Raw genomic sequence first — 20,280 nt, forward strand, 5'->3', positions numbered from 1 at the left:
GGTTCCAACCCATGAAAGCAACCGGCAATTTCGAAGCCTGCCGCAACATCGATCCGATGGCCGCGCTGTCGGACGTCACCCGTGGCCACATCGATCACTGGCTGGCCAAGTTCCCCGCGCTGCGGCGGCGATCGGCCGTGCTGCAGGGCCTGCACGCGGCGCAGGAACAGAATGGCGGGTGGCTGACCGATGAGCTGATCGCGGCGGTCGCGAAGTATCTCGGCATTCCGCCGGTGTGGGCCTACGAGGTCGCCACCTTCTATTCGATGTTCGAACTGGAGCCGGTGGGCCGCAACAGCGTGTCGTTCTGCACCAACATCAGCTGCTGGCTCAACGGCGCCGAGGATCTGGTCGCGCATGCCGAAAGGAAGCTGGGCGTGAAGCTGGGCGAATCGACCCCGGACGGGCGCGTCTATCTGCGCTGCGAGGAAGAATGCGTGGCCGGCTGCTGCGGCGCTCCGGTGGCCGTGGTCAACGGCCACTACCACGAGAAGCTCACGCCGCAGAAGGTCGATGAGTTGCTGGATGGGCTGAAGTAATGATCGGACACACCTACTACTCGGAAGGCAAGGGTCCGGTCGGCCCGGCGCCGGAGGCGCATCAGGCGGTCTATACGACGCTGCATTTCGACAGGCCGTGGTCGTACGAGAACTATCTCAAGACCGGCGGCTATCAGGCGCTGCGCAAGATTCTGACCGAGAAGATCCCGCCGGCGGACGTGATCGAGATCGTCAAGGCCTCGGGCCTGCGCGGCCGCGGCGGCGCGGGCTTCCCGACCGGTCTGAAGTGGAGCTTCATGCCCAAGGGCGACGGCGAGAAGTACATCCTGTGCAACTCGGACGAGTCCGAGCCGGGCACCTGCAAGGACCGCGACATCCTGCGCTACAACCCGCACGCGGTGATCGAGGGGCTGGCGATCGCCTGCTATGCCACCAACACGAAGGTTGCCTACAACTACCTGCGCGGCGAGTTCCACCTGGAGCCGTTCGAACACGTCGAGGAAGCGCTGGCCGAAGCCTACAAGCACGGCTGGCTGGGCAAGGACATCCTCGGCAGCGGCATCGACATCGACATTTACAACGCGCTCGGCGCCGGCGCCTACATCTGCGGCGAGGAAACCGCGCTGATGGAGTCGCTGGAAGGCAAGAAGGGCCAGCCGCGCTACAAGCCGCCGTTCCCGGCCAACTTCGGCCTGTACGGCAAGCCGACCACCATCAACAACACCGAAACCTACGCCTCGGTGCCGGCGATCATCCGCAACGGCCCCGAATGGTTCATGGCTCAGGGCATCCCCAACAGCGGCGGCTGCAAGATCTTCTCGGTCTCCGGCCACGTCAACCGCCCGGGCAATCACGAGGTCAAGCTCGGCATTCCGTTCGCCGAACTGCTCGAGATGTGCGGCGGCGTGCGAAACGGCCACCGCATCAAGGCGGTGATCCCGGGCGGCTCGTCGATGCCGGTGCTGCCGGGCGAGGTGATGATGAAGCTGACGATGGACTACGACAGCATCAAGAACGCCGGGTCGGGCCTTGGCTCGGGCGCGGTGATCGTGATGGACGAGACCACCTGCATGGTGCGTGCCTGCCAGCGCATCAGCCGCTTCTACAAGAACGAAAGCTGCGGCCAGTGCACGCCCTGCCGCGAGGGCACCGGCTGGATGAACCGCATGCTCAACCGCATCGCCAGCTTCCAGGCCAATCTCGACGACCTGAAGATGCTGCGCGCGGCCGCCGGACAGATCGAGGGCCACACCATCTGCGCCTTCGGCGAGGCCGCGGCCTGGCCGGTGCAGGGCTTCCTGCGCCATTACTGGCATGAATTCGAATACGCCATCGTGAACAAGCGGTTCTATGTGGACGACGAACGGGCCGGCACCCTCGCTGCGGCCGTGCAGGGAGGGGTGTGATGGCCGAGCCCGTCAACCCGAACCTGCCGCCGGACCAGGTGACCGTCTTCATCGACGGGGTCGAACTGGCCGCGCCCAAGGGGGCGATGATCATCCAGGTGGCGGACAAGGCGGGGATCCAGATCCCGCGTTTCTGCTACCACCCCAAGCTGCCGATCGCGGCCAACTGCCGCATGTGCATGGTCGATACCGAAGTCGGCGGACGCCCCGCGCCCAAGCCGTCGCCGGCCTGCGCGACGCCGGTGATGGACGGCATGAAGATCTTCACGCGCAACGCCAAGGCCATGCAGGCCCAGCGCAACGTGATGGAATTCCTGCTGATCAACCACCCGCTGGATTGCCCGGTCTGCGACCAAGGCGGCGAGTGCGAACTGCAGGATCTGGCGCTGGGCTACGGGCGCTCGGTCAACCGCTTCGTCGAACGCAAGCGTTCGGTGGCCGACGAGAACCTCGGCCCGCTGGTGTCCAGCGACATGACGCGCTGCATCCACTGCACGCGCTGCATCCGCGTGACGGCTGAAATCGCCGGCACCTACGAGCTGGGCGGCATGTACCGCGGCGAGAACCTGCAGATCGGCACCTACGACGGCAAGCCGCTGACCACCGAGCTGTCCGGCAACGTCATCGATGTCTGCCCGGTCGGCGCGCTGACCGACAAGGTGTTCCGCTTCAAGGCACGGCCGTGGGAGATGATCGCGCGTCCGTCGCTGGGTTATCACGATCCGCTGGGCAGCAATCTGTTCCTGCACACCCGGCGCGGCGAGATCCTGCGCTGCGTGCCGCGCAACAACGAGGCGGTCAACGAGTGCTGGCTCTCCGACCGCGACCGCTACGCGCGCGCCGGCCTGTACAGCGAAGACCGCGCCGTCGCGCCGATGGTGCGCGACAACGGCACGCTCCGCGAGGCCACCTGGGACGAAGCGCTGGCGCGCGCCGCGCAGATCCTCAAGGACAATGCCGGCGACGCGCTCGGCGTGCTGGCGCATCCGGCGACGACCAACGAGGAAGGCGCGCTGCTGGCGCGTCTGGCCGAGGGTCTGGGAAGCGGCAACATCGACCACCGCATCACCCAGATCGACCTGTCCGACGGCGCGAGCGCCGAGTCCTTCGGCATGCCCGTCGAGCAGATCGAGAAAGCCGATGCCATCGTCATCGTCGGCAGCAACCTGCGCCACGAGGTGCCGCTGCTGCACCAGCGCGTCCGCAAGGCGTGGAAGGCCGGCGCGCGGGTGTTCGTGGTCAATCCGGTCGATTTCGAGTTCACGTTCGACAGCGCCGGCAAGCACATCGTGGCGCCCTCGAAGCTGGCCTCGGCGCTGGCCGGACTGGATCTTGGCGACGCCGGCCGTGCCGCGGTCATCGTCGGCGAGATCGCGGAAAACGGCCCGCACGCGGCCGCGATCCGCGCCGCGGCGGCGGCGTTCGCCGCCCGCACCGGCGCCAGCCTGTGCCGCATCCCGCAGGGCGCCAACGCGGTCGGCCTGACCCGTCTGGGCGTGCTTCCGAGCGGACGCGATGCCCGCGCCATGCTCAAGGACCGTCGCGGCGCCTACATCGTCCACGGCATCGAGCCGGCGCTGGATTGCGTCGATCCGATCGCGGCGATGGAAGCGCTGGGCGCGGCCCAGGTCGTGGCGCTCAACGCGTATGCCAGCGAATCGCTCAAGGCGGTGGCCGACGTGCTGCTGCCGATCGGCGCCTTCCCCGAGATCGAAGCCAGCCTGACCAACCTCGACGGCATCGAACAGCAGGCGCTGCCGGCCGGCAAGCTGCAGGGCGCGGCCCATTCCGGCTGGCGCGTGCTGCGCGCATTGGGTGGCGATCTGGCGCTTCCCGGCTTCGGGTTCACCACGCTGGACGAACTGCGCGCCGGCATGACGCGCAAGGAAGTGAACGTGGCTCGCGGCGTGGCGCCGCAGACGGGTGGAGGACTGGAAGTCGCCGTCACGCGTGCGATCTACCGCGTCGATGCGGTGGTCCGCCGCTGCGAGGCGCTGCAATCGCATCCGCTGAACAAGAGCCCGCGCGCCAGCGTGCACCCGGAAGACGCCTCCGCCGTCGGTGTGGTCCATGACGCAATGGGCAAGCTGGGAGCGGCAATGCTGCCGGTCATGCACGATAGGCGGGTCGCCCGCGGCTGCGTGTGGATCGAATCCGGTTATGACGCCACCGCGCCGCTCGCGGCCGCGGCCACAGTGAGCCTTGCCCGCCCATGATGACAGCGACCTTCAATCCGGTGATGACCTACGCGATCGATCCGCTGCGCGATGCGCTGCTGGGGATTGGCACGCTCGGGATGCTGGCGTGGATCGTGCTCAAGATCCTCGTGATTGCGGTGCCGGTGATCATCGCGGTGGCCTTCTACGTGGTCTGGGAGCGCAAGCTGATCGGCTGGATGCACGTCCGCCACGGGCCGATGTACGTCGGCTGGGGCGTGTTCCAGGCCTTCGCCGACGTGTTCAAGCTGCTGTTCAAGGAAGTCGTGCAGCCGACCGTGGCGCATCCGGTGCTGTTCCGCCTGGCGCCGCTGCTGATGCTGGTGCCGGCGTTCGCGGCCTGGGCGGTGGTTCCGTTCGACGCCCGGGTGGTGCTGTCCAACGCCAATGCCGGCGTGCTCTATCTGCTGGTGATGACCTCGCTGGGCATCTACGGCGTCATCATCGCCGGCTGGGCGTCCAACTCGAAATACGCCTTCCTCGGCGCGATGCGCGCCTCGGCGCAGATGATCAGCTACGAAATCGCCGCGGGCTTCGCCCTGGTCGGCGTGCTGGTGGCCGCCGGCACGCTGAACCTGTCCGAGATCGTGATGGCGCAGTCGGGCAACGGTGGCTTCACCGAATGGTTCTTCATTCCGCTGGCGCCGCTGTTCGTCATCTACTTCGTGTCCGGCGTGGCCGAAACCAACCGCCTGCCGTTCGACGTGGTGGAAGGCGAGTCGGAAATCGTCGCCGGCCACATGGTGGAATATTCCGGTTCGCAGTTCGCGCTGTTCTTCCTGGCCGAATACGCCAACATGATCCTGGTCAGCATCCTGACCCCGATCTTCTTCCTCGGCGGCTGGCTCTCGCCGATACCGGCGGCCTGGATCCCGGACGTTCCGGTGCTCGGCACGCTGCTCGGCGACGGCTGGTGGTGGCTGATGGCCAAGATGTTCTTCTTCGCCAGCAGCTTCATCTGGTTCCGCGCCGCGTTCCCGCGCTACCGCTACGACCAGATCATGCGGCTGGGCTGGAAGGTGTTCATTCCGATCACCATTGCGTGGATCTTCGTGACCGCGTTGCTGGTGTATTTCGGCATCCTCGAGGCGGGGAGGTAAGGCGTGGGCAAGATCGTTTCCTACTTCAGGAGCCTGCTGCTGATCGAACTGGTCGGCGGCCTGTGGCTGACCCTGAAGTACCTGTTCCGTCCCAAGTACACGCTGATGTACCCGATGGAAAAGACCCCGATGTCGCCGCGCTTCCGCGGCATCCACGCGCTGCGCCGCTATGCCAACGGCGAGGAGCGCTGCATCGCCTGCAAGCTGTGCGAGGCGGTATGCCCGGCGCTGGCGATCACCATCGAGGCCGGCCCGCGCCAGGACGACGGCACCCGCCGCACCACCCGCTACGAGATCGACCTGTTCAAGTGCATCTTCTGCGGGTTCTGCGAGGAGTCGTGCCCGACCGACTCGATCGTGGAAACCCACATCCACGAGTACCACTTCGAACACCGCGGCGAAAACATCCTGACCAAGCCCAAGCTGCTGGCGATCGGCGATCGGCTTGAAGCCGAGATCGCCGATCGCCGCGGCGCCGATGCCCCGTACCGCTGAAGCAGGCACGCATGGACTTCGATTACCCAACCCTTTCCTTCCTGTGCTCGGCGGCGGTGGCGACCATCGCCGCGCTGGCCGCGATCAGCGCGCGCAATACGGTGCATGCCGTGCTGTGGCTGGTGCTGACCTTCTTCTCGGTGGCCTGCACCTGGATCGTCGGCAACGCCGAGTTCCTCGGGCTGATGCTGGTGCTGGTCTATGTCGGTGCGGTGATGGTGCTGTTCCTGTTCGTGGTGATGATGCTGGACATGGAGCGGGTGCCGCTGCGCGAGGGCTTCGTGCGCTACCTGCCGATCGGTCTGGTCGTCGCCGCGGCGATGCTGGCGCAGATGCTGGTGCTGATCGGGGTGCGCGGCGCCACCCAGACGCCGCTGCCGGCCGATCCGGCCGCCGCCGCCGGCTTGTCCAACACCCAGTGGCTGGCACACGCCTTGTTCACCCAGTTCCTGCTGCCGTTCGAAGTGGCCGCCGTGATCCTGACGGTTGCGGTGGTGGCCGCGGTGATGCTGACCCTGCGCCGTCGCGAAGGCACCCGCCACCAGAACCCGTCCGAGCAGGTTCGCGTGCGTCCCGCCGATCGCCTGCGCATGGTGAAGATGCAGGCCGTTCGCCCGGAAACGCCGGCGAACGCGACCGCCGAGGAGGCCAAGCCATGAACGCGCTGCTGACCGGCCTGTCGCTGGGCCATTACCTCGCGCTGGGCGCGGTGCTGTTCTGCATCAGCGTCGCCGGGCTGTTCCTGAACCGCAAGAACGTGATCATGCTGCTGATTTCGCTGGAGCTGATCCTGCTCTCTGTGAACGTCAACTTCGTGGCCTTCTCGCGTTCCCTCGGCGATGCCTCGGGGCAGGTGTTCGTGTTCTTCATCCTGACCGTGGCGGCCGCCGAGGCGGCGATCGGCCTGGCGATCCTCGTCACCCTGTTCCGCAACCGTCGCAGCATCGATGTCGCGGACATCGACACCTTGAAGGGGTGAGGCGATCGCCCCTCCGCGCTTCCACGCAACGCAAGACCGAGTTCCAGACAAGACGACCACATGGCCATTTCCCAAACCCACCTCGTCCTGATCGTCCTGCTGCCGCTGCTGGGCTCGCTGATCGCGGGTCTGTTCGGCCGCTTCGTCGGGCGCGCGGGCGCACACACGGTGACGATCCTCGGGGTCGCCGCCAGCTGCGCGTTGTCGTCCTACGTGCTCTGGCAGCTGATGCAGGGCGCGCCGGTGTTCAACGAGAACGTGTACGGCTGGCTGCAGGCCGGCGACATCTCGGTCAACGTCGGCTTCCTGGTCGACAAGCTCAGCGCGATGATGATGGTGGTCGTCACCTTCGTTTCGCTGCTGGTGCACGTCTACACCATCGGTTACATGGCCGACGACGACGGCTACACCCGCTTCTTCAGCTACATCTCGCTGTTCACCTTCAGCATGCTGATGCTGTGCATGAGCAACAACTTCATGCAGCTGTTCTTCGGCTGGGAAGCGGTCGGCCTGGTGTCCTACCTGCTGATCGGGTTCTGGTACAAGAAGCCGAGCGCGGTGTTCGCCAACCTCAAGGCCTTCCTGGTCAACCGCGTCGGCGATTTCGGCTTCATCCTCGGCATCGCCGGCGTGCTGTACTGGATCGGCACGCTGGACTACGCCACCGCCTTCGCGAACGCACCGTCGATCGCCGACCGGACGTTCGAGATTCTCCCCGGCCACCTGTGGTCGGTGCCCACCATCATCTGCATCCTGCTGTTCGTCGGCGCCATGGGCAAGTCGGCGCAGGTGCCGCTGCACGTGTGGCTGCCGGATTCGATGGAAGGCCCAACACCAATTTCGGCGCTGATCCACGCGGCGACCATGGTGACCGCCGGCATCTTCATGGTGGCGCGGATGTCGCCGCTGTTCGAGCTGTCGCCGACGGCGCTGGAATTCGTGCTGTTCATCGGCGCCACCACCGCGTTCTGGACCGGCCTGATCGGCATGGTGCAAAGCGACATCAAGCGCGTGGTGGCGTATTCCACGCTGTCGCAGCTGGGCTACATGACGGTGGCGCTGGGCGTGTCGGCCTATTCGGCGGCTGTCTACCACCTGATGACCCACGCCTTCTTCAAGGCCCTGCTGTTCCTCACCGCCGGCAGCGTGATCATCGGCATGCACCACGAGCAGAACATGTTCAAGATGGGCGGCCTGCGCAAGTACATGCCGATCACCTTCTGGACCACGCTGATCGGCACGCTGGCGCTGGTGGCGATGCCGTTCTTCAGCGGCTACTACTCCAAGGACACCATCATCACCGCGACCGAGCTGCACGCCGCCGCGCGTCCAGGCGACATGATCGCGCAGTACGCGAAGTGGGCGGTGATCCTCGGCACCTTCGTCACCAGCTTCTACAGCTTCCGCCTGCTGTACCTGACCTTCTTCGGCGAAGAGCGCTTCCGCAAGGTCGAGGCCGGGCACGGGCACGACGACGCTCATGCGCACGACGACCATGGCCACCACGGCGTCCACGAGCCGAAGGAATCGCCGTGGGTCGTCACGCTGCCGCTGGTGCTGCTGGCGATCGCTTCGATCGGCGTGGGATTCTTCACCGCCGGGCCGATGCTGTTCGGAACCGACATGATGGGTCACGCCGAGCAGACCCCGTTCTTTGCCGGTGCGATCCACGTGCTGCAACAGAACGACATGGTCGCCAAGGTGGCCGAGGAGTTCCACGGCCCGATCGCGTTTGCCCTGCACGGCTTCACTACGCTGCCGTTCTGGCTGGCCTGCCTCGGTTTCGCCGCCGCGACCCTGCTGTACGTCGTCAAGCCGGAACTTCGTGAAGGCCTGTCGCGCGCGCTGGCGGCGCCGATCCGCGTGCTGCAGCGCAAGTTCTACATGGACGATCTGTGGATCGGCGGGCTGGCCGGCGGCAGCGTGCAGCTGGGCAAGGCGTCGAACCTGGTGGACAGCCGCGTCGTCGACGGCCTGTTCGTCAACGGCAGCGCCAACCTGATCGGCGTGGTCGCGGCGATTTCCCGCAGGCTGCAATCCGGCTACATGTACCACTACGCCTTCGCGATGATCGTCGGACTGGTCGCGCTGTTGGCCATGATTCACCACTTCTGGGCGTAAGCCGGCAATCGATATCTGAAGGAAACCGCAAGAGTGACCCACTGGCCCCTGCTCAGTCTCCTCATCTGGCTGCCGATCCTCGGCGGCGTGCTCTCGCTCGTCGTCGGCGATCGCCGGCCGGACGCCGCGCGCTGGACTTCGCTTGTCTTCGCGCTGGTGACCCTGGCACTGACGGTGCCGCTGTTCACCGGGTTCGACCAGACCACGGCGGAAATGCAGTTCGTCGAGTTGCACGCGTGGATTCCGGCCTACGACATCCAGTACCACCTTGGCGTGGATGGCCTGTCGGTGCCGCTGATCGGCCTGACCACGCTGGTTGGCGTGCTGGTGCTGATCGGCGCCTGGGGTTCGGTGCAAAAGCGCGTCGCCCAGTATTTCGCCTGCCTGATGATGCTCGAAGGCGTGATGATCGGCGTGTTCTGCGCGCTCGATTCGATGCTGTTCTACGTGTTCTTCGAAGCGATGCTGATCCCGATGTTCCTGGTGATCGGCGTCTGGGGCGGTCCGCGCCGGATCTACGCGGCGATGAAGTTCTTCCTGTACACCTTCCTCGGCTCGGTGTTCATGCTGGTCGGGCTGATCTACCTGTACATGAAGGGCGGCAGCTGGCAGATCGCCGATCTGGCCGCGATGCCGCTGAGCATGACCGAGCAGACCTGGCTGTTCTTCGCCTTCTTCGGCGCCTTCGCGATCAAGGTCCCGATGTTCCCGGTCCATACCTGGCTGCCGGACGCTCACGTCGAGGCGCCGACCGGTGGTTCGGTGGTGCTGGCGGCGATCATGCTGAAGATCGGCGGCTACGGTTTCCTGCGCTTCACCCTGCCGGTCGTCCCCGACGCGGGGCAGGAATGGGCGTGGTTGATGATCGCCTTCAGCCTGATCGCGATCGTCTATGTGGGCATGGTGGCGCTGGTGCAGGCCGACATGAAGAAGCTGGTCGCCTATTCCTCGGTCGCCCACATGGGTTTCGTCATCCTCGGCACCTTCATCGCCTTCCAGCTGGTGCGCGTGGCGGGCGCCAACGACACCGCCGAGTTCGGCCTGCAAGGCGCGATGGTGCAGATGGTCAGCCACGGCTTCATCTCGGGCGCGATGTTCTCCTGCGTCGGCGTGCTCTACGACCGGCTGCACACCCGCCAGATCAAGGATTACGGCGGCGTGGCGCGGGTGATGCCGTGGTTCGCGATGTTCTGGGTGCTGTTCGCGATGGCCAACTCCGGCCTGCCGGGCACCAGCGGTTTCGTCGGCGAGTTCGTGGTGATCCTCGCCAGCTTCCAGGCGCACCCGCTGATCGGCCTGAGCGCCGCGTTGACCCTGATCATCGGCGCCGGCTATTCGCTGTGGCTGACCAAGCGGATCATCTGGGGCGATGTCGTCAACGCGCCGGTGCTGACGATGAAGGACATCAACATGCGCGAGTGGATCGTGCTGGGCGTGTTCGCGCTGGGCACCCTGATCCTCGGCGTGTGGCCGCAGCCGCTGACCGACCTGATGGCCCCGACCATTTCCCAGCTGGCCGACCAGCTGGCGGCGAGCAAACTGCTGTGAGCCCGCCCGTGGACATCCTTCGCCGCGATTTCGGAACGATTTTCAGGACATGACGACGATGCAGGCCACCCTTGCCATGCCGGTTGCCAGCGAACTGGTGCCGCTGATCCCGGAGCTGACGCTGGCCGGACTCGGCTTCCTGTTGCTGCTGATCGACCTGTTCGTGAGCGACGCCCGTCGCGGCATCACCCACGTCCTGTCGGTGCTGGCGCTGCTGCTGGTCGGGGCCATGATCGTGCTGGGCGTGGGCTCCGGCGACGAGGCCTCGGTGCTGTCGGGCATGTTCGTGCGCGACACCATGGCCGACGTGCTCAAGGTCTGCACCTGCGTGGTGTCGGCGGTCGCGTTGCTGTTCTTCTGGCCCGACCTGCGCGAACGCGGGATCTACAAGGGCGAGGTGTCGGTGCTGGTGCTGTTCGCCGTGCTCGGCATGATGCTGCTGATCTCGGCCGGATCGCTGGTCATGGTCTATCTCGGTCTGGAACTGCTGGCGCTGAGTTCCTACGCGCTGGTGGCGATCGACCGCGACAGCCCGCTGGCCTCGGAAGCGGCGATCAAGTATTTCGTGCTCGGTGCGCTGGCCTCGGGTCTGCTGCTGTACGGCATGTCGCTGGTCTACGGCGCCACCGGCAGCCTCGACCTGCCCACCATCCGCAATGTCGCGGCGGGCGTCGATCATCCGATGCTGCTGCTGGCCGGCGTGGTGTTCATGACCGCCGGCGTGTCCTTCAAGTTCGGCGCCGCGCCGTTCCACATGTGGCTGCCCGACGTCTATCACGGCGCGCCCACCCCGATCACCCTGTTCATCAGCTCGGCGCCCAAGCTCGCCGCGTTCGCGATGGTGGTGCGCCTGTTCGGCTTCGGGACCGCGCCACTGGCCGAGCAGTGGCAGCCGCTGATGGCGGTGCTGGCCACGCTCTCGCTGGTGGTCGGCAACGTGATCGCGCTGGTGCAGGCCAATCTCAAGCGCATGCTGGCGTATTCGACGATCTCCCACGTCGGCTTCGTCTTCCTCGGCTTCGCCGGCGGCGGTGCGGTCGGATATGCGTCGGCGATGTTCTATGCGATCTCCTACGCACTGATGGCGACCGCCGCCTTCGGCGCGATCGTGCTGATGGCGCGGCGCGGCTTCGAGGCCGACCGGATCGCCGACTACAAGGGCCTGAACGCCCGCGATCCGTGGAGCGCGGCGATGGTGCTGTGCGTGATGGCCTCGCTGGCCGGCGTCCCGCCGTTCCTAGGCTTCTGGGCCAAGCTGGCGGTGCTGCGCGCGGCGATCGACGGCGGCATGCTGTGGCTGGCGATCGTCGGTATCGTGTTCGCGGTGATCGGCGCGTACTACTACCTGCACGTGATGAAGGTGATGTATTTCGACGCGCCGGAAGAGGGCCATGCGCCGATGGAGGCGCGCGAGAACGGCGTGATGCGCTTCACCTTCGCCGTCAACGCGCTGGCACTGCTGGTGCTGGGCGTGTTCTGGAATCCGATCATGGCCTGGTGCCAGGCGGCGTTCGTCTGATCCGTTCGAATGCGATCCGCGGCGGTCCTTCCGACTGCGCGGATCGCATTTCCGGCGGGATTCGGTCAGACTCCGGGGCATGAGCACGCCGCGCCTGCTCGTCATCACACTCGTTCTCTGGGCGACCGCGGCTCCTGCCCGTGCGCAGGAAGAGGCCGAGCCCCCGGTAAGCTGGGAAATCGGCGCGGTTTCCGACTACCTGTTCCGCGGCGTCTCGCAGACGGACGGCAAACCGGCCCTGCAGGGCGGCGTCACCGTGGAATCGGAAGCGGGCTGGTATCTGGGAGGCTGGGCTTCTGGTGTGGATTTCGGCGCGGGCGGCCCGCGGGTCGAAATCGACTGGACGGTGGGCTATGCGCGCGACCTGGGCGAATCCGTCGAACTGGACGTGTCGCTCAATCGCTACAGCTATTCCGGCGCGGACGCGCTGGACTACAACGAATGGATCGCCAGCCTGACCGTGGTCGACGATTACAGGCTGTCGTTCGGCTACAGCAACGACGTCTGGAACACCGGCACGACCGGGCTGTACTACGCGGCCGAGGCGCAGTGGGCGCTGCCGAATGCGCTGCGCCTGTCGGCCGGCGTCGGCCGCAACGTGTTTCGCGACAGCGCTGCAACCGGGGTGCGTGATTACACCGACTGGAACCTACGGATCGCCCGTCGGTTCGGGGCGGCGGACATCGCGCTCGGCTATCACGGCACCAACGCCACGGCGCGCGCGGATTTCGGCAGGACGGCCGACAGCCGGCTGGTGCTGATGGTGAAGATCGCGCGCTGAAGCGGTTGCCGCTCGCGGTCAGTTCCAGCTGAGAACAACCTTGCCGGCCTTGCCCGATTCCATCAGATCGAAACCTTTCTGGAAGTCATCGACCGGAAGCTGGTGCGTCAGCACCTTGCCAAGGGGGAAGCCGCCGAGCACCAACTGCGTCATCTTGTACCAGGTCTCGTACATCTTGCGGCCGTAGATGCCCTGCACGGTCAGGCCCTTGAAGATGATCTTGTCCCAGTCGCAGCCGGCGCCCTTGGGCATGATGCCGAGCATCGCGATCTTGCCGCCGTGGTACATGCAGTCGAGCATGTCGTTGAAGGCGCGCGGGTTGCCGCTCATTTCCAGGCCAACATCGAAACCTTCCATGTGCAGGTCGGACATCACGTCCTTCAGCGACTGGTTGGCGACGTTGACCACGCGCGTGGCGCCCATGTCGGCGGCGAGCTTCAGGCGGAAATCGTTGACGTCCGTGACGACGACGTTGCGGGCGCCGATGTGCTTGCAGATGCCGGCGGCGATCACGCCGATCGGGCCGGCGCCGGTGATCAGCACGTCCTCGCCGATCACGTCGAACTCCAGCGCACAGTGGGCGGCGTTGCCGTAGGGGTCGAAGAAGGCGGCGAGTTCCGAGGGAATCTGGTCCGGGATCGGCCACAGGTTGGAGACGGGCATCACGATGTATTCGGCGAACGCGCCATTGCGGTTGACGCCGATGCCGATGGTGTTCGGGCACAGGTGCGGGCGGCCGCCGCGGCAGTTGCGGCAGTGGCCGCAGACGATGTGGCCTTCGGCCGAAACGCGCTGGCCGACCTCGTAGCCTCCGACCGCGGCGCCGATCTGGACGATGCGACCGACGAACTCGTGGCCGATGACCAGACCGGGCTTGATGGTGCGCTGGCTCCACTCGTCCCAGAGGTAGATGTGCAGGTCGGTGCCGCAGATCGCGGTCTTTTCCAGCTTGATCAGCACCTCGTTCGGCCCCGGCGCCGGAATCGGCACCTGCTCCATCCAGATGCCTTTGCCCGCTTCGCGCTTGACCAGCGCTTTCATGGTCGTTTCCGGCATGGCCGTGTTCTCTCGATGGACCAGCGGCATTTTAAGGCCACGCAGGTCAAACCGGCGTTGCCTCTCGCCGCGCGTGACCTTCGCCACGCCTTGGTCGCGCGACGAACGGCTAGAATGACTGGCTCCATTCCCTTGCCGCGACCGCCGATCGCGCCAGCGGCCCCAGCCGGAGCTTCGCCATGTCACGACGCCCCCTTGCCGTTGCCCTCGCCATGTCCCTGGCCGCAGGCGCGGCCCATGCCGACGAAGGCATGTGGCTGCCGTCCCAGCTTCCGGGCCTGTCTGCACAGCTTGCGGCCGCCGGCTTTCGCGGCGATGCCGCCGCGCTGGCCGACCTGGATCGCGCGCCCCTGGCGGCCGTGGTGTCGCTGGGCGGTTGCACCGCGAGCTTCGTGTCCGAGCAGGGGCTGATCGTCACCAACCACCACTGCGCCATGGGCGCGATCCAGTACAACTCCACGCCCGAACGCAACCTGATCCGCGACGGCTTCAACGCCGCCACGCTGGAGGACGAGGTGTCCGCCGGTCCGGCGGCGCGGGTCTACGTCACCGTCGCCTTCGACAGGATCACCGACCGCATCCTCGAGGGCGCGCGTGGCAAGACCGGGCGCGCCTATTTCGATGCGGTGGAAGCCGCAGAAAAGGCGGCGGTCGCCGAATGCGAGCAGGACGCCGGCCATCGCTGCAGCGTCGCCGACATGTATTACGGCAGCGACTTCTACCTGATCAAGCAGCTGGAACTGAAGGACATCCGGCTGGTCAACGCGCCCCCGGTGGCGATCGGCAACTACGGCGACGAGATCGACAATTTCGTCTGGCCGCGCCACGTCGGCGATTACAGTTTCTATCGTGCCTACGTCGGCCGGGACGGCAAACCGGCGGCGTTTTCGAAGGACAACGTGCCCTATCGGCCGCCGGCCTGGCTGACGGTTTCGACGGAGCCGGTCCGCGAGGGCGATTTCGCGATGCTGGCGGGCTATCCGGGCATCACCTTCCGGCACCGCACCGCCTCCGAATTCGCCAACCAGATCGACTGGCTGCTGCCCAACCGCGTCTCGATGTACGACGGCCTGATCCAAGTCGTCGAACGGGCGACTGCGGGAAATCCTGGCAAGGAGGTGCTGTATGCCTCCACCGTGGCCGGCTACAAGAACACCCTCAAGCGGGCGCAGGGCGAACTGGAGGGGCTGCGCCGAAGCGATGCGATCCGCGTGCGGCGCGGCGACGAAACGGGGATGCTGGCCTGGCTGGCGAAGCAGCCGGATGCCCGGTCGCGCCAGGCGGAGATCGCCGCGCTGCAGGCCCAGCTCGACGCCGGTGAGGCAACGCGCGAGCGCGATTTCCTGCTGCCGTTCCTGCGCCCGGGCCTGCTCGGCGCGGCGGTGCGGTTGCAGCGTCGCGCGCTGGAACATGCCAAGCCCGACGCCGAGCGCGAGTCCGGCTATCAGCAGCGCGACGAGGCGATGATCGAGGCCGGGCTGCGGCAGCTGCAGCGGCGCTACGACCCGGAGGTGGAAAAGGCGACGTTGCGCTATGCGCTGGACCGCTATTTCGCGCTGCCGGCGGCGCAGCGCGTGCCCGAATTCGACGCCGTGTTCGGCCACGATGCCACCGAGGCCGGAGCGCGCGTCGATGCGCTGTATGCCGGCACCCGCCTGGGCGACGAGGCCACGCGCATGGCGGCGCTGCAACTGGATGCCGCGCAACTCGCGGCATCCGACGACAGCCTGCTGCGCGCCGCCGCCGCCTTGCAGCCGGCGCTGCTGCGCCTGGACGAGGAAGCCAAGCAGAGGGCCGGCGAGCTGCTGCGGCTGCGTCCGGCCTACATGCAGACGCTGATTGCCTATCGCCGGTCGCAGGGAAGGGCGGTCTATCCGGACGCCAACTCCACCTTGCGCGTGAGCTTTGGCCGCGTCAGTACGCTCAGTGCGCGCGATGGCGTGGATTACCGCGCGCTGACCACCGTGGCCGGCATCGTCGAAAAGAACACCGGCAAGGTGCCGTTCGACGCTCCGAAGCCGCTGCTGGAGGCGATCGAACGCGGCGATTTCGGTTCCACCGCCGATTCGGAACTGAAGACCCAGACCGTCGATTTCCTGACCAACCTCGACACCACCGGCGGCAACTCTGGTTCGCCGGTGCTGGACGCGCAGGGCCGGCTGATTGGATTGAACTTCGATTCCAACTGGGAAGCGGTCAGCGCCAGCTGGATGTACGACCCGCGCTACAAGCGCGCGATCCACGTCGACATGCGTTACCTGCGCTGGCTGCTGGCCAAGGTGTATCCGGCGCCGCGGCTGCTGCGCGAGCTGCGGCTGCCTGCCGAATGAAAATTTCCACCCCGTATTTGATTCCCCGATGAGGACGAGACGATGAACAAGACCCTGTTGGCCGCCGGCCTGGCCGCGGCGATCCTTGCGACCAGCACGCTGGCGCGTGCCGACGAAGGCATGTGGGTACCGCAGCAGCTTCCCGAGATTTCCGCGCGACTCAAGCAAGCCGGGCTGCGGTTGGATCCGCGACAGCTGGCCGATTTGACCGGCGATCCGATGGGCGCGGTGGTGTCGCTGGGCGGCTGCACCGCCAGCTTCGTTTCACCGCAGGGCCTGGTGGCGACCAACCACCATTGCGCCTATGGCGCGATCCAGCTCAACTCCACCGCCGAACGCAACCTGATTCGCGACGGCTTCAGCACGCCCACTCGCAGCGGCGAACTGTCGGCGGGCCCGAACGCGCGCATCTACGTGCTCGAATCGATCACCGACGTCACGGCGCAGGCGAAGGCGGCAATCGCATCCGCCGGCAACGATCCGCTCAAGCGCGTCGATGCGCTGGAAGCGTTCGAGAAGTCGATCACCAGCCAGTGCGAGGCCGACCCCGGCTACCGCTGCCGCGTCTACAGCTTCATGGGCGGCAACACGTATCGGCTGTTCAAGAATCTCGAAATCAAGGATGTGCGCCTCGTCTATGCGCCGCCGTCGGGGATCGGCAAGTTCGGCGGCGACATCGACAACTGGATGTGGCCGCGCCATACCGGCGACTTCTCGTTCTACCGCGCCTATGTCGGCAAGGACGGCAAGCCGGCGGCGTATTCGCCCGACAACGTCCCCTACCAGCCCAGGCACTGGCTGAAGCTCGCCGAGCGCCCGCTGGGCGCCGGCGACTTCGTGATGGTGGCCGGCTACCCGGGCCGCACCGACCGCTACGCCACCGTCGCCCAGTTCGAGAACACCCAGAACTGGCTGTATCCGACCGTTGTCCAGGCCTTCCGCGACCAGATCGCGCTGGTGGAAGCCGCCGGCAAGGCCAATCCAGAGATCGCGGTGAAGTACGCCGCGAACATGGCCGGCTGGAACAACACGATGAAGAATTTCGACGGCCAGCTGGAAGGCTTCCGCCGCAACGACGTGCTTGGCATCAAGCGTCGCGAGGAGGCTGCGATCCTGGGCTGGCTGGCCGGACAGGGCGAGCGCGGCAAGGCCGCATTGGCGGCGCACGCGCGGATGGTCGAGCTGACCCGGGAAGCCAGTCGCGTCCAGGAACGCAATTACACCGTCGGCGGTTTCAATGGAACCGGCCTGATCGGCACCGCGGTGCGGCTGTATCGGCTGGCGATCGAACGCCAGAAGCCCGACGCCGATCGTGACAGCGGCTATCAGGATCGCGATCTGCCGATGGTCGAGGGCATGCTGCGGCAGATGGACCGCCGCTACGACCCGTCGATGGATCGCCAGCTCCAGGCCTACTGGCTGAATCGCTACGTGGCGTTGCCGGCCGGCCAGCACGTGGCGGCGGTCGATGCCTGGCTGGGCGGCGGCGACCGCGCCGCGGTCGAACGTGCGTTGGGTCAGCTCGACGCCAGCAAGCTCGGCGCGCTCGACGAGCGCCTGAAGTGGTTGCATGCCGATCGCGCCGCGTTCGAAGCCAGCACCGATCCGGCGATCCGCTACGCGGTGGCGGTGATGCCGACCCTGCTGGAGATGGAGCGGCAGTCGAAGATCCGCTCCGGCGAGGCGATGCTTGCCACGCCGATCTATCTCCAGGCAGTGGCCGACTATCGCCGCAGCAAGGGCGAGGCGATCTATCCGGACGCCAACTCCTCGCTGCGGATCACCTTCGGCCACGTGCGCGGCTACACCAAGCTCGATGGCAGCGTGCAGGCGCCGTTCACCCTGCTCGAACAGGTGGCGGCCAAGAGTACGGGCGCCGAACCCTTCGACAGTCCGCAGACGCTGCTGGATGCGATCGCGGCCAAGCGCTATGGCGGCCTGGCCGACGACCTCCTCGGCACCGTCCCGGTGAACTTCCTGTCCGACCTCGACATCACCGGCGGCAATTCCGGCTCGCCGGTGCTGGACGCCGACGGCCGGCTGGTGGGCCTGGCTTTCGACGGCACGCTCGAATCGGTGGCCAGCAACTGGGTGTTCGATCCGGTGCTGACGCGGATGATTTCGGTGGACGCGCGCTACATGCGCTGGGTGATGCAGGAAGTCATGCCGGCGCCGCAATTGCTGGAGGAACTGGGCGTCGCGCCGAAGCCCTGACGGGAGCCGACCGTCCGGCGGTCTCTGGTAATCTTGTGCATTGCACAAAACCCGGAGATCGCCGCGCATGCGCATCCTGCTCGCCCGCCACGGCGAAACCCCGTGGAACGCCGAAGGCCGCTATCAGGGCCAGGTGGACATTCCGCTGTCCGAGGTCGGGATCGCCCAAGCGCAGGCGTTGGGTGCGCGCCTAGGCGACGTGCGCATTGACCGGGCGGTCGCCTCGCCGCTGGCGCGGACTGCCCAGACCGCGCGCCTGGCGCTGGGTGCGGCGCGCGAGCCGCTGCTGACCTTCGATTCGGGGCTGCTGGAAATCGGCCACGGTGACTGGGAGGGACTGCTTGCCAGCGAGATCGCGCAGCGTGATCCCGAGCGCCTGCAAGCCTGGCGCAGCGCGCCGGACACCGTGCAGATGCCGGGGCAGGGCGGCGAATCGCTGCAGCAGGTGTTCGAACGATCCTGGCTCGCGCTAGAGCGCGCCTGCGACGGGCTTGGAAGCGACGAGACCCTGCTGGTGGTGGCGCACGACGCGGTCAATCGTGTGTTGATCGGCCATATTCTCGGATTGCCGATGTCGAAACTGTGGAGCTACCGGCAGGCGCCGGCAACGCTCAATCTGCTGGAAGGCCCTTCGGTGGAGGCGCTGGAAGTCGTGCGGCTGAACGACTGCGCGCACCACACGCCGTTCTTCGGCGAGGCGAAGCATCGCGCGCTGTAGCGCGGGATCGGGAAGGACGACGCATGAAGCGCACGCTCGCGGGCTGGCTGGAATTCATCGAGCGTCAACATCCCGGCGCCATCGCGCTGGGCTTGGAGCGCGTGCGTGAAGTGGCGCAGCGCATGGGGCTTGGGCGGCCGGCGCGGCACGTCATCACCGTGGGCGGCACCAACGGCAAGGGCTCAACCGTGGCCTTCGTCGAGGCGATCGCGCGCGCGCAGGGGCTGCGCGTCGGCGCCTACACCTCGCCGCACCTGCTGCGCTACAACGAGCGCGTGCGCATCGACGGCGTGGATGCGGACGATGCCGCGCTGGTGGCCGGCTTCGAGGCGGTCGAGGCCGCGCGCGAAGCGGTGACGCTGACCTATTTCGAGTACGGCACGCTGTGCGCGCTGTGGCTGCTGCAGCGTGCGGAACTGGACCTGGCGGTGCTGGAAGTGGGCATGGGCGGGCGGCTGGACGCGGTGAATCTCGTGGATGCCGACGCCGCGATCATCACCACGGTCGCGCTCGACCATCAGGCGTGGCTGGGCGATGACATCGAGTCGATCGGTTTCGAAAAGGCCGGCATCGCGCGGCCGTTCAAGCCGCTGGTGCTGGGCGACGACGATCCGCCCTCCAGCGTGCTGCGTCATGCCTATGCGATCGGGGCGCCGGCGTGGCGGATCGGCAGCGATTTCTTCGCTGAACCGCTGGATGCGGGTCGGTGGCGCTGGCGCGAAGTCGGTTGCTCGATCGACCTGCCGATGCCGATGGGCGGGCAGGGGACGCCAGCGCAGCTGCGCAATGCCGCCTGCGCGATCGCCGCGCTGCGTGCATTGGGATTGCGGTTGGAGCAAGGGGCGCTGGAACAGGGCGTGGCGCAGGCGCGCGTGTCTGGGCGCTTGCAGTGCATCGAGCGCGACGGCGTCGAAGTCTGGATCGACGTGGCCCACAATCCGCAGGCCGCCAAGGCCCTGGCCGACTGGCTGCGCAATCGGCCAGGCAAGCGAACTATTGCCGTTTTCTCCGCGCTGGCCGACAAGGACGCGGCGGGCGTCGTCGAAAGGCTCGCGGGCGAGGTGGACGGCTGGTTTCTGGCCGGCCTGCGCGATGCCGGAGCCCGAGGCACGGGCGTGGACGCGCTGGCGGAGCGGCTGGAAGGAACCGCCGCCGGCGGCGGTTCGCGGCATCCGGACGTGGCTGCGGCGCTGGCAGCGGCGCTGGCGGACGCACACCCGGGCGATCGCGTGCTCGCCTTCGGCTCGTTCCACGTGGCCGCCGATGCGCTGCGCTGTCTGGGGCAAGGCTGAACCGT

Annotated in this window: 16 protein-coding genes; 15 read left to right on the forward strand and 1 reads right to left on the reverse strand. The window is 66.8% G+C overall.

Annotation, left to right across the window (positions count from 1 at the left end; genetic code table 11):
* Nucleotides 1-11 precede the first annotated feature (11 nt).
* The 11 genes from nuoE (at nt 12) to Q0X16_RS06575 (ending at nt 12,665) form a co-directional block, all read left to right on the forward strand.
* Entirely contained in the window at nt 12-539 is a 528-nt protein-coding gene (gene nuoE / locus Q0X16_RS06525; protein ID WP_297832224.1) for an NADH-quinone oxidoreductase subunit NuoE, read from the forward strand.
* Nucleotides 539-1,906 (forward strand): NADH-quinone oxidoreductase subunit NuoF, encoded by a 1,368-nt coding sequence (gene nuoF / locus Q0X16_RS06530; RefSeq protein WP_297832227.1) that lies wholly within the window; start codon nt 539-541, stop codon nt 1,904-1,906. The genes nuoE and nuoF overlap by 1 nt, the downstream gene beginning before the upstream one ends.
* Nucleotides 1,903-4,122: an NADH-quinone oxidoreductase subunit NuoG gene (gene nuoG, locus Q0X16_RS06535; RefSeq protein ID WP_297832230.1), complete on the forward strand. Its 2,220-nt coding sequence runs from the start codon at nt 1,903-1,905 to the stop codon at nt 4,120-4,122. The genes nuoF and nuoG overlap by 4 nt, the downstream gene beginning before the upstream one ends.
* A gap of 23 nt (nt 4,123-4,145) precedes the next feature.
* A complete protein-coding gene (gene nuoH / locus Q0X16_RS06540; protein WP_297832276.1) occupies nt 4,146-5,222 on the forward strand; it encodes an NADH-quinone oxidoreductase subunit NuoH in 1,077 nt (358 codons plus the stop codon).
* A 3-nt stretch (nt 5,223-5,225) separates the two neighbouring features.
* Complete coding sequence (gene nuoI / locus Q0X16_RS06545) at nt 5,226-5,717, forward strand: NADH-quinone oxidoreductase subunit NuoI (protein ID WP_297832234.1); 492 nt, start codon at nt 5,226-5,228, stop codon at nt 5,715-5,717.
* A gap of 11 nt (nt 5,718-5,728) precedes the next feature.
* Complete coding sequence (locus Q0X16_RS06550; RefSeq protein WP_297832240.1) at nt 5,729-6,376, forward strand: NADH-quinone oxidoreductase subunit J; 648 nt, start codon at nt 5,729-5,731, stop codon at nt 6,374-6,376.
* Nucleotides 6,373-6,696 carry an NADH-quinone oxidoreductase subunit NuoK gene (gene nuoK / locus Q0X16_RS06555; protein WP_297832242.1) on the forward strand — a complete coding sequence of 108 codons (324 nt, stop codon included), beginning with the start codon at nt 6,373-6,375 and terminating at the stop codon, nt 6,694-6,696. The genes Q0X16_RS06550 and nuoK overlap by 4 nt, the downstream gene beginning before the upstream one ends.
* A 60-nt stretch (nt 6,697-6,756) precedes the next feature.
* Nucleotides 6,757-8,817, forward strand: a complete 2,061-nt coding sequence (nuoL, locus tag Q0X16_RS06560) for an NADH-quinone oxidoreductase subunit L (RefSeq protein ID WP_297832245.1) — start codon at nt 6,757-6,759, stop codon at nt 8,815-8,817.
* A 33-nt stretch (nt 8,818-8,850) separates the two neighbouring features.
* Nucleotides 8,851-10,365 (forward strand): NADH-quinone oxidoreductase subunit M, encoded by a 1,515-nt coding sequence (locus Q0X16_RS06565; protein WP_297832248.1) that lies wholly within the window; start codon nt 8,851-8,853, stop codon nt 10,363-10,365.
* A 49-nt stretch (nt 10,366-10,414) separates the two neighbouring features.
* Entirely contained in the window at nt 10,415-11,884 is a 1,470-nt protein-coding gene (nuoN, locus tag Q0X16_RS06570; protein ID WP_297832250.1) for an NADH-quinone oxidoreductase subunit NuoN, read from the forward strand.
* Nucleotides 11,885-11,963: 79 nt separating this feature from the next.
* Nucleotides 11,964-12,665: a TorF family putative porin gene (locus tag Q0X16_RS06575; RefSeq protein ID WP_297832253.1), complete on the forward strand. Its 702-nt coding sequence runs from the start codon at nt 11,964-11,966 to the stop codon at nt 12,663-12,665.
* 18 nt (nt 12,666-12,683) lie between these two features.
* On the opposite strand, the gene tdh is transcribed toward Q0X16_RS06575, so the two are convergent.
* A complete protein-coding gene (gene tdh, locus Q0X16_RS06580; RefSeq protein WP_297832280.1) occupies nt 12,684-13,706 on the reverse strand; it encodes an L-threonine 3-dehydrogenase in 1,023 nt (340 codons plus the stop codon).
* A gap of 194 nt (nt 13,707-13,900) precedes the next feature.
* Between tdh and Q0X16_RS06585 the strand changes: the two genes are divergently transcribed.
* The 4 genes from Q0X16_RS06585 to folC all read left to right on the forward strand — a co-directional run bounded on the left by Q0X16_RS06585 (nt 13,901) and on the right by folC (nt 20,275).
* A complete protein-coding gene (locus tag Q0X16_RS06585; RefSeq protein WP_297832256.1) occupies nt 13,901-16,051 on the forward strand; it encodes a S46 family peptidase in 2,151 nt (716 codons plus the stop codon).
* 120 nt (nt 16,052-16,171) lie between these two features.
* Nucleotides 16,172-18,265: a S46 family peptidase gene (locus Q0X16_RS06590; protein ID WP_297832283.1), complete on the forward strand. Its 2,094-nt coding sequence runs from the start codon at nt 16,172-16,174 to the stop codon at nt 18,263-18,265.
* A 67-nt stretch (nt 18,266-18,332) separates the two neighbouring features.
* Nucleotides 18,333-18,983, forward strand: coding sequence for a histidine phosphatase family protein (locus Q0X16_RS06595; RefSeq protein ID WP_297832259.1), 651 nt, complete (start codon nt 18,333-18,335; stop codon nt 18,981-18,983).
* A 23-nt stretch (nt 18,984-19,006) separates the two neighbouring features.
* On the forward strand, nt 19,007-20,275 hold the full coding sequence (folC, locus tag Q0X16_RS06600) for a bifunctional tetrahydrofolate synthase/dihydrofolate synthase (protein ID WP_297832261.1): 1,269 nt from the start codon (nt 19,007-19,009) through the stop codon (nt 20,273-20,275).
* Nucleotides 20,276-20,280 lie beyond the last annotated feature (5 nt).

This window comes from Thermomonas sp., from assembly GCF_025993755.1.
Lineage (GTDB): Bacteria > Pseudomonadota > Gammaproteobacteria > Xanthomonadales > Xanthomonadaceae > Thermomonas.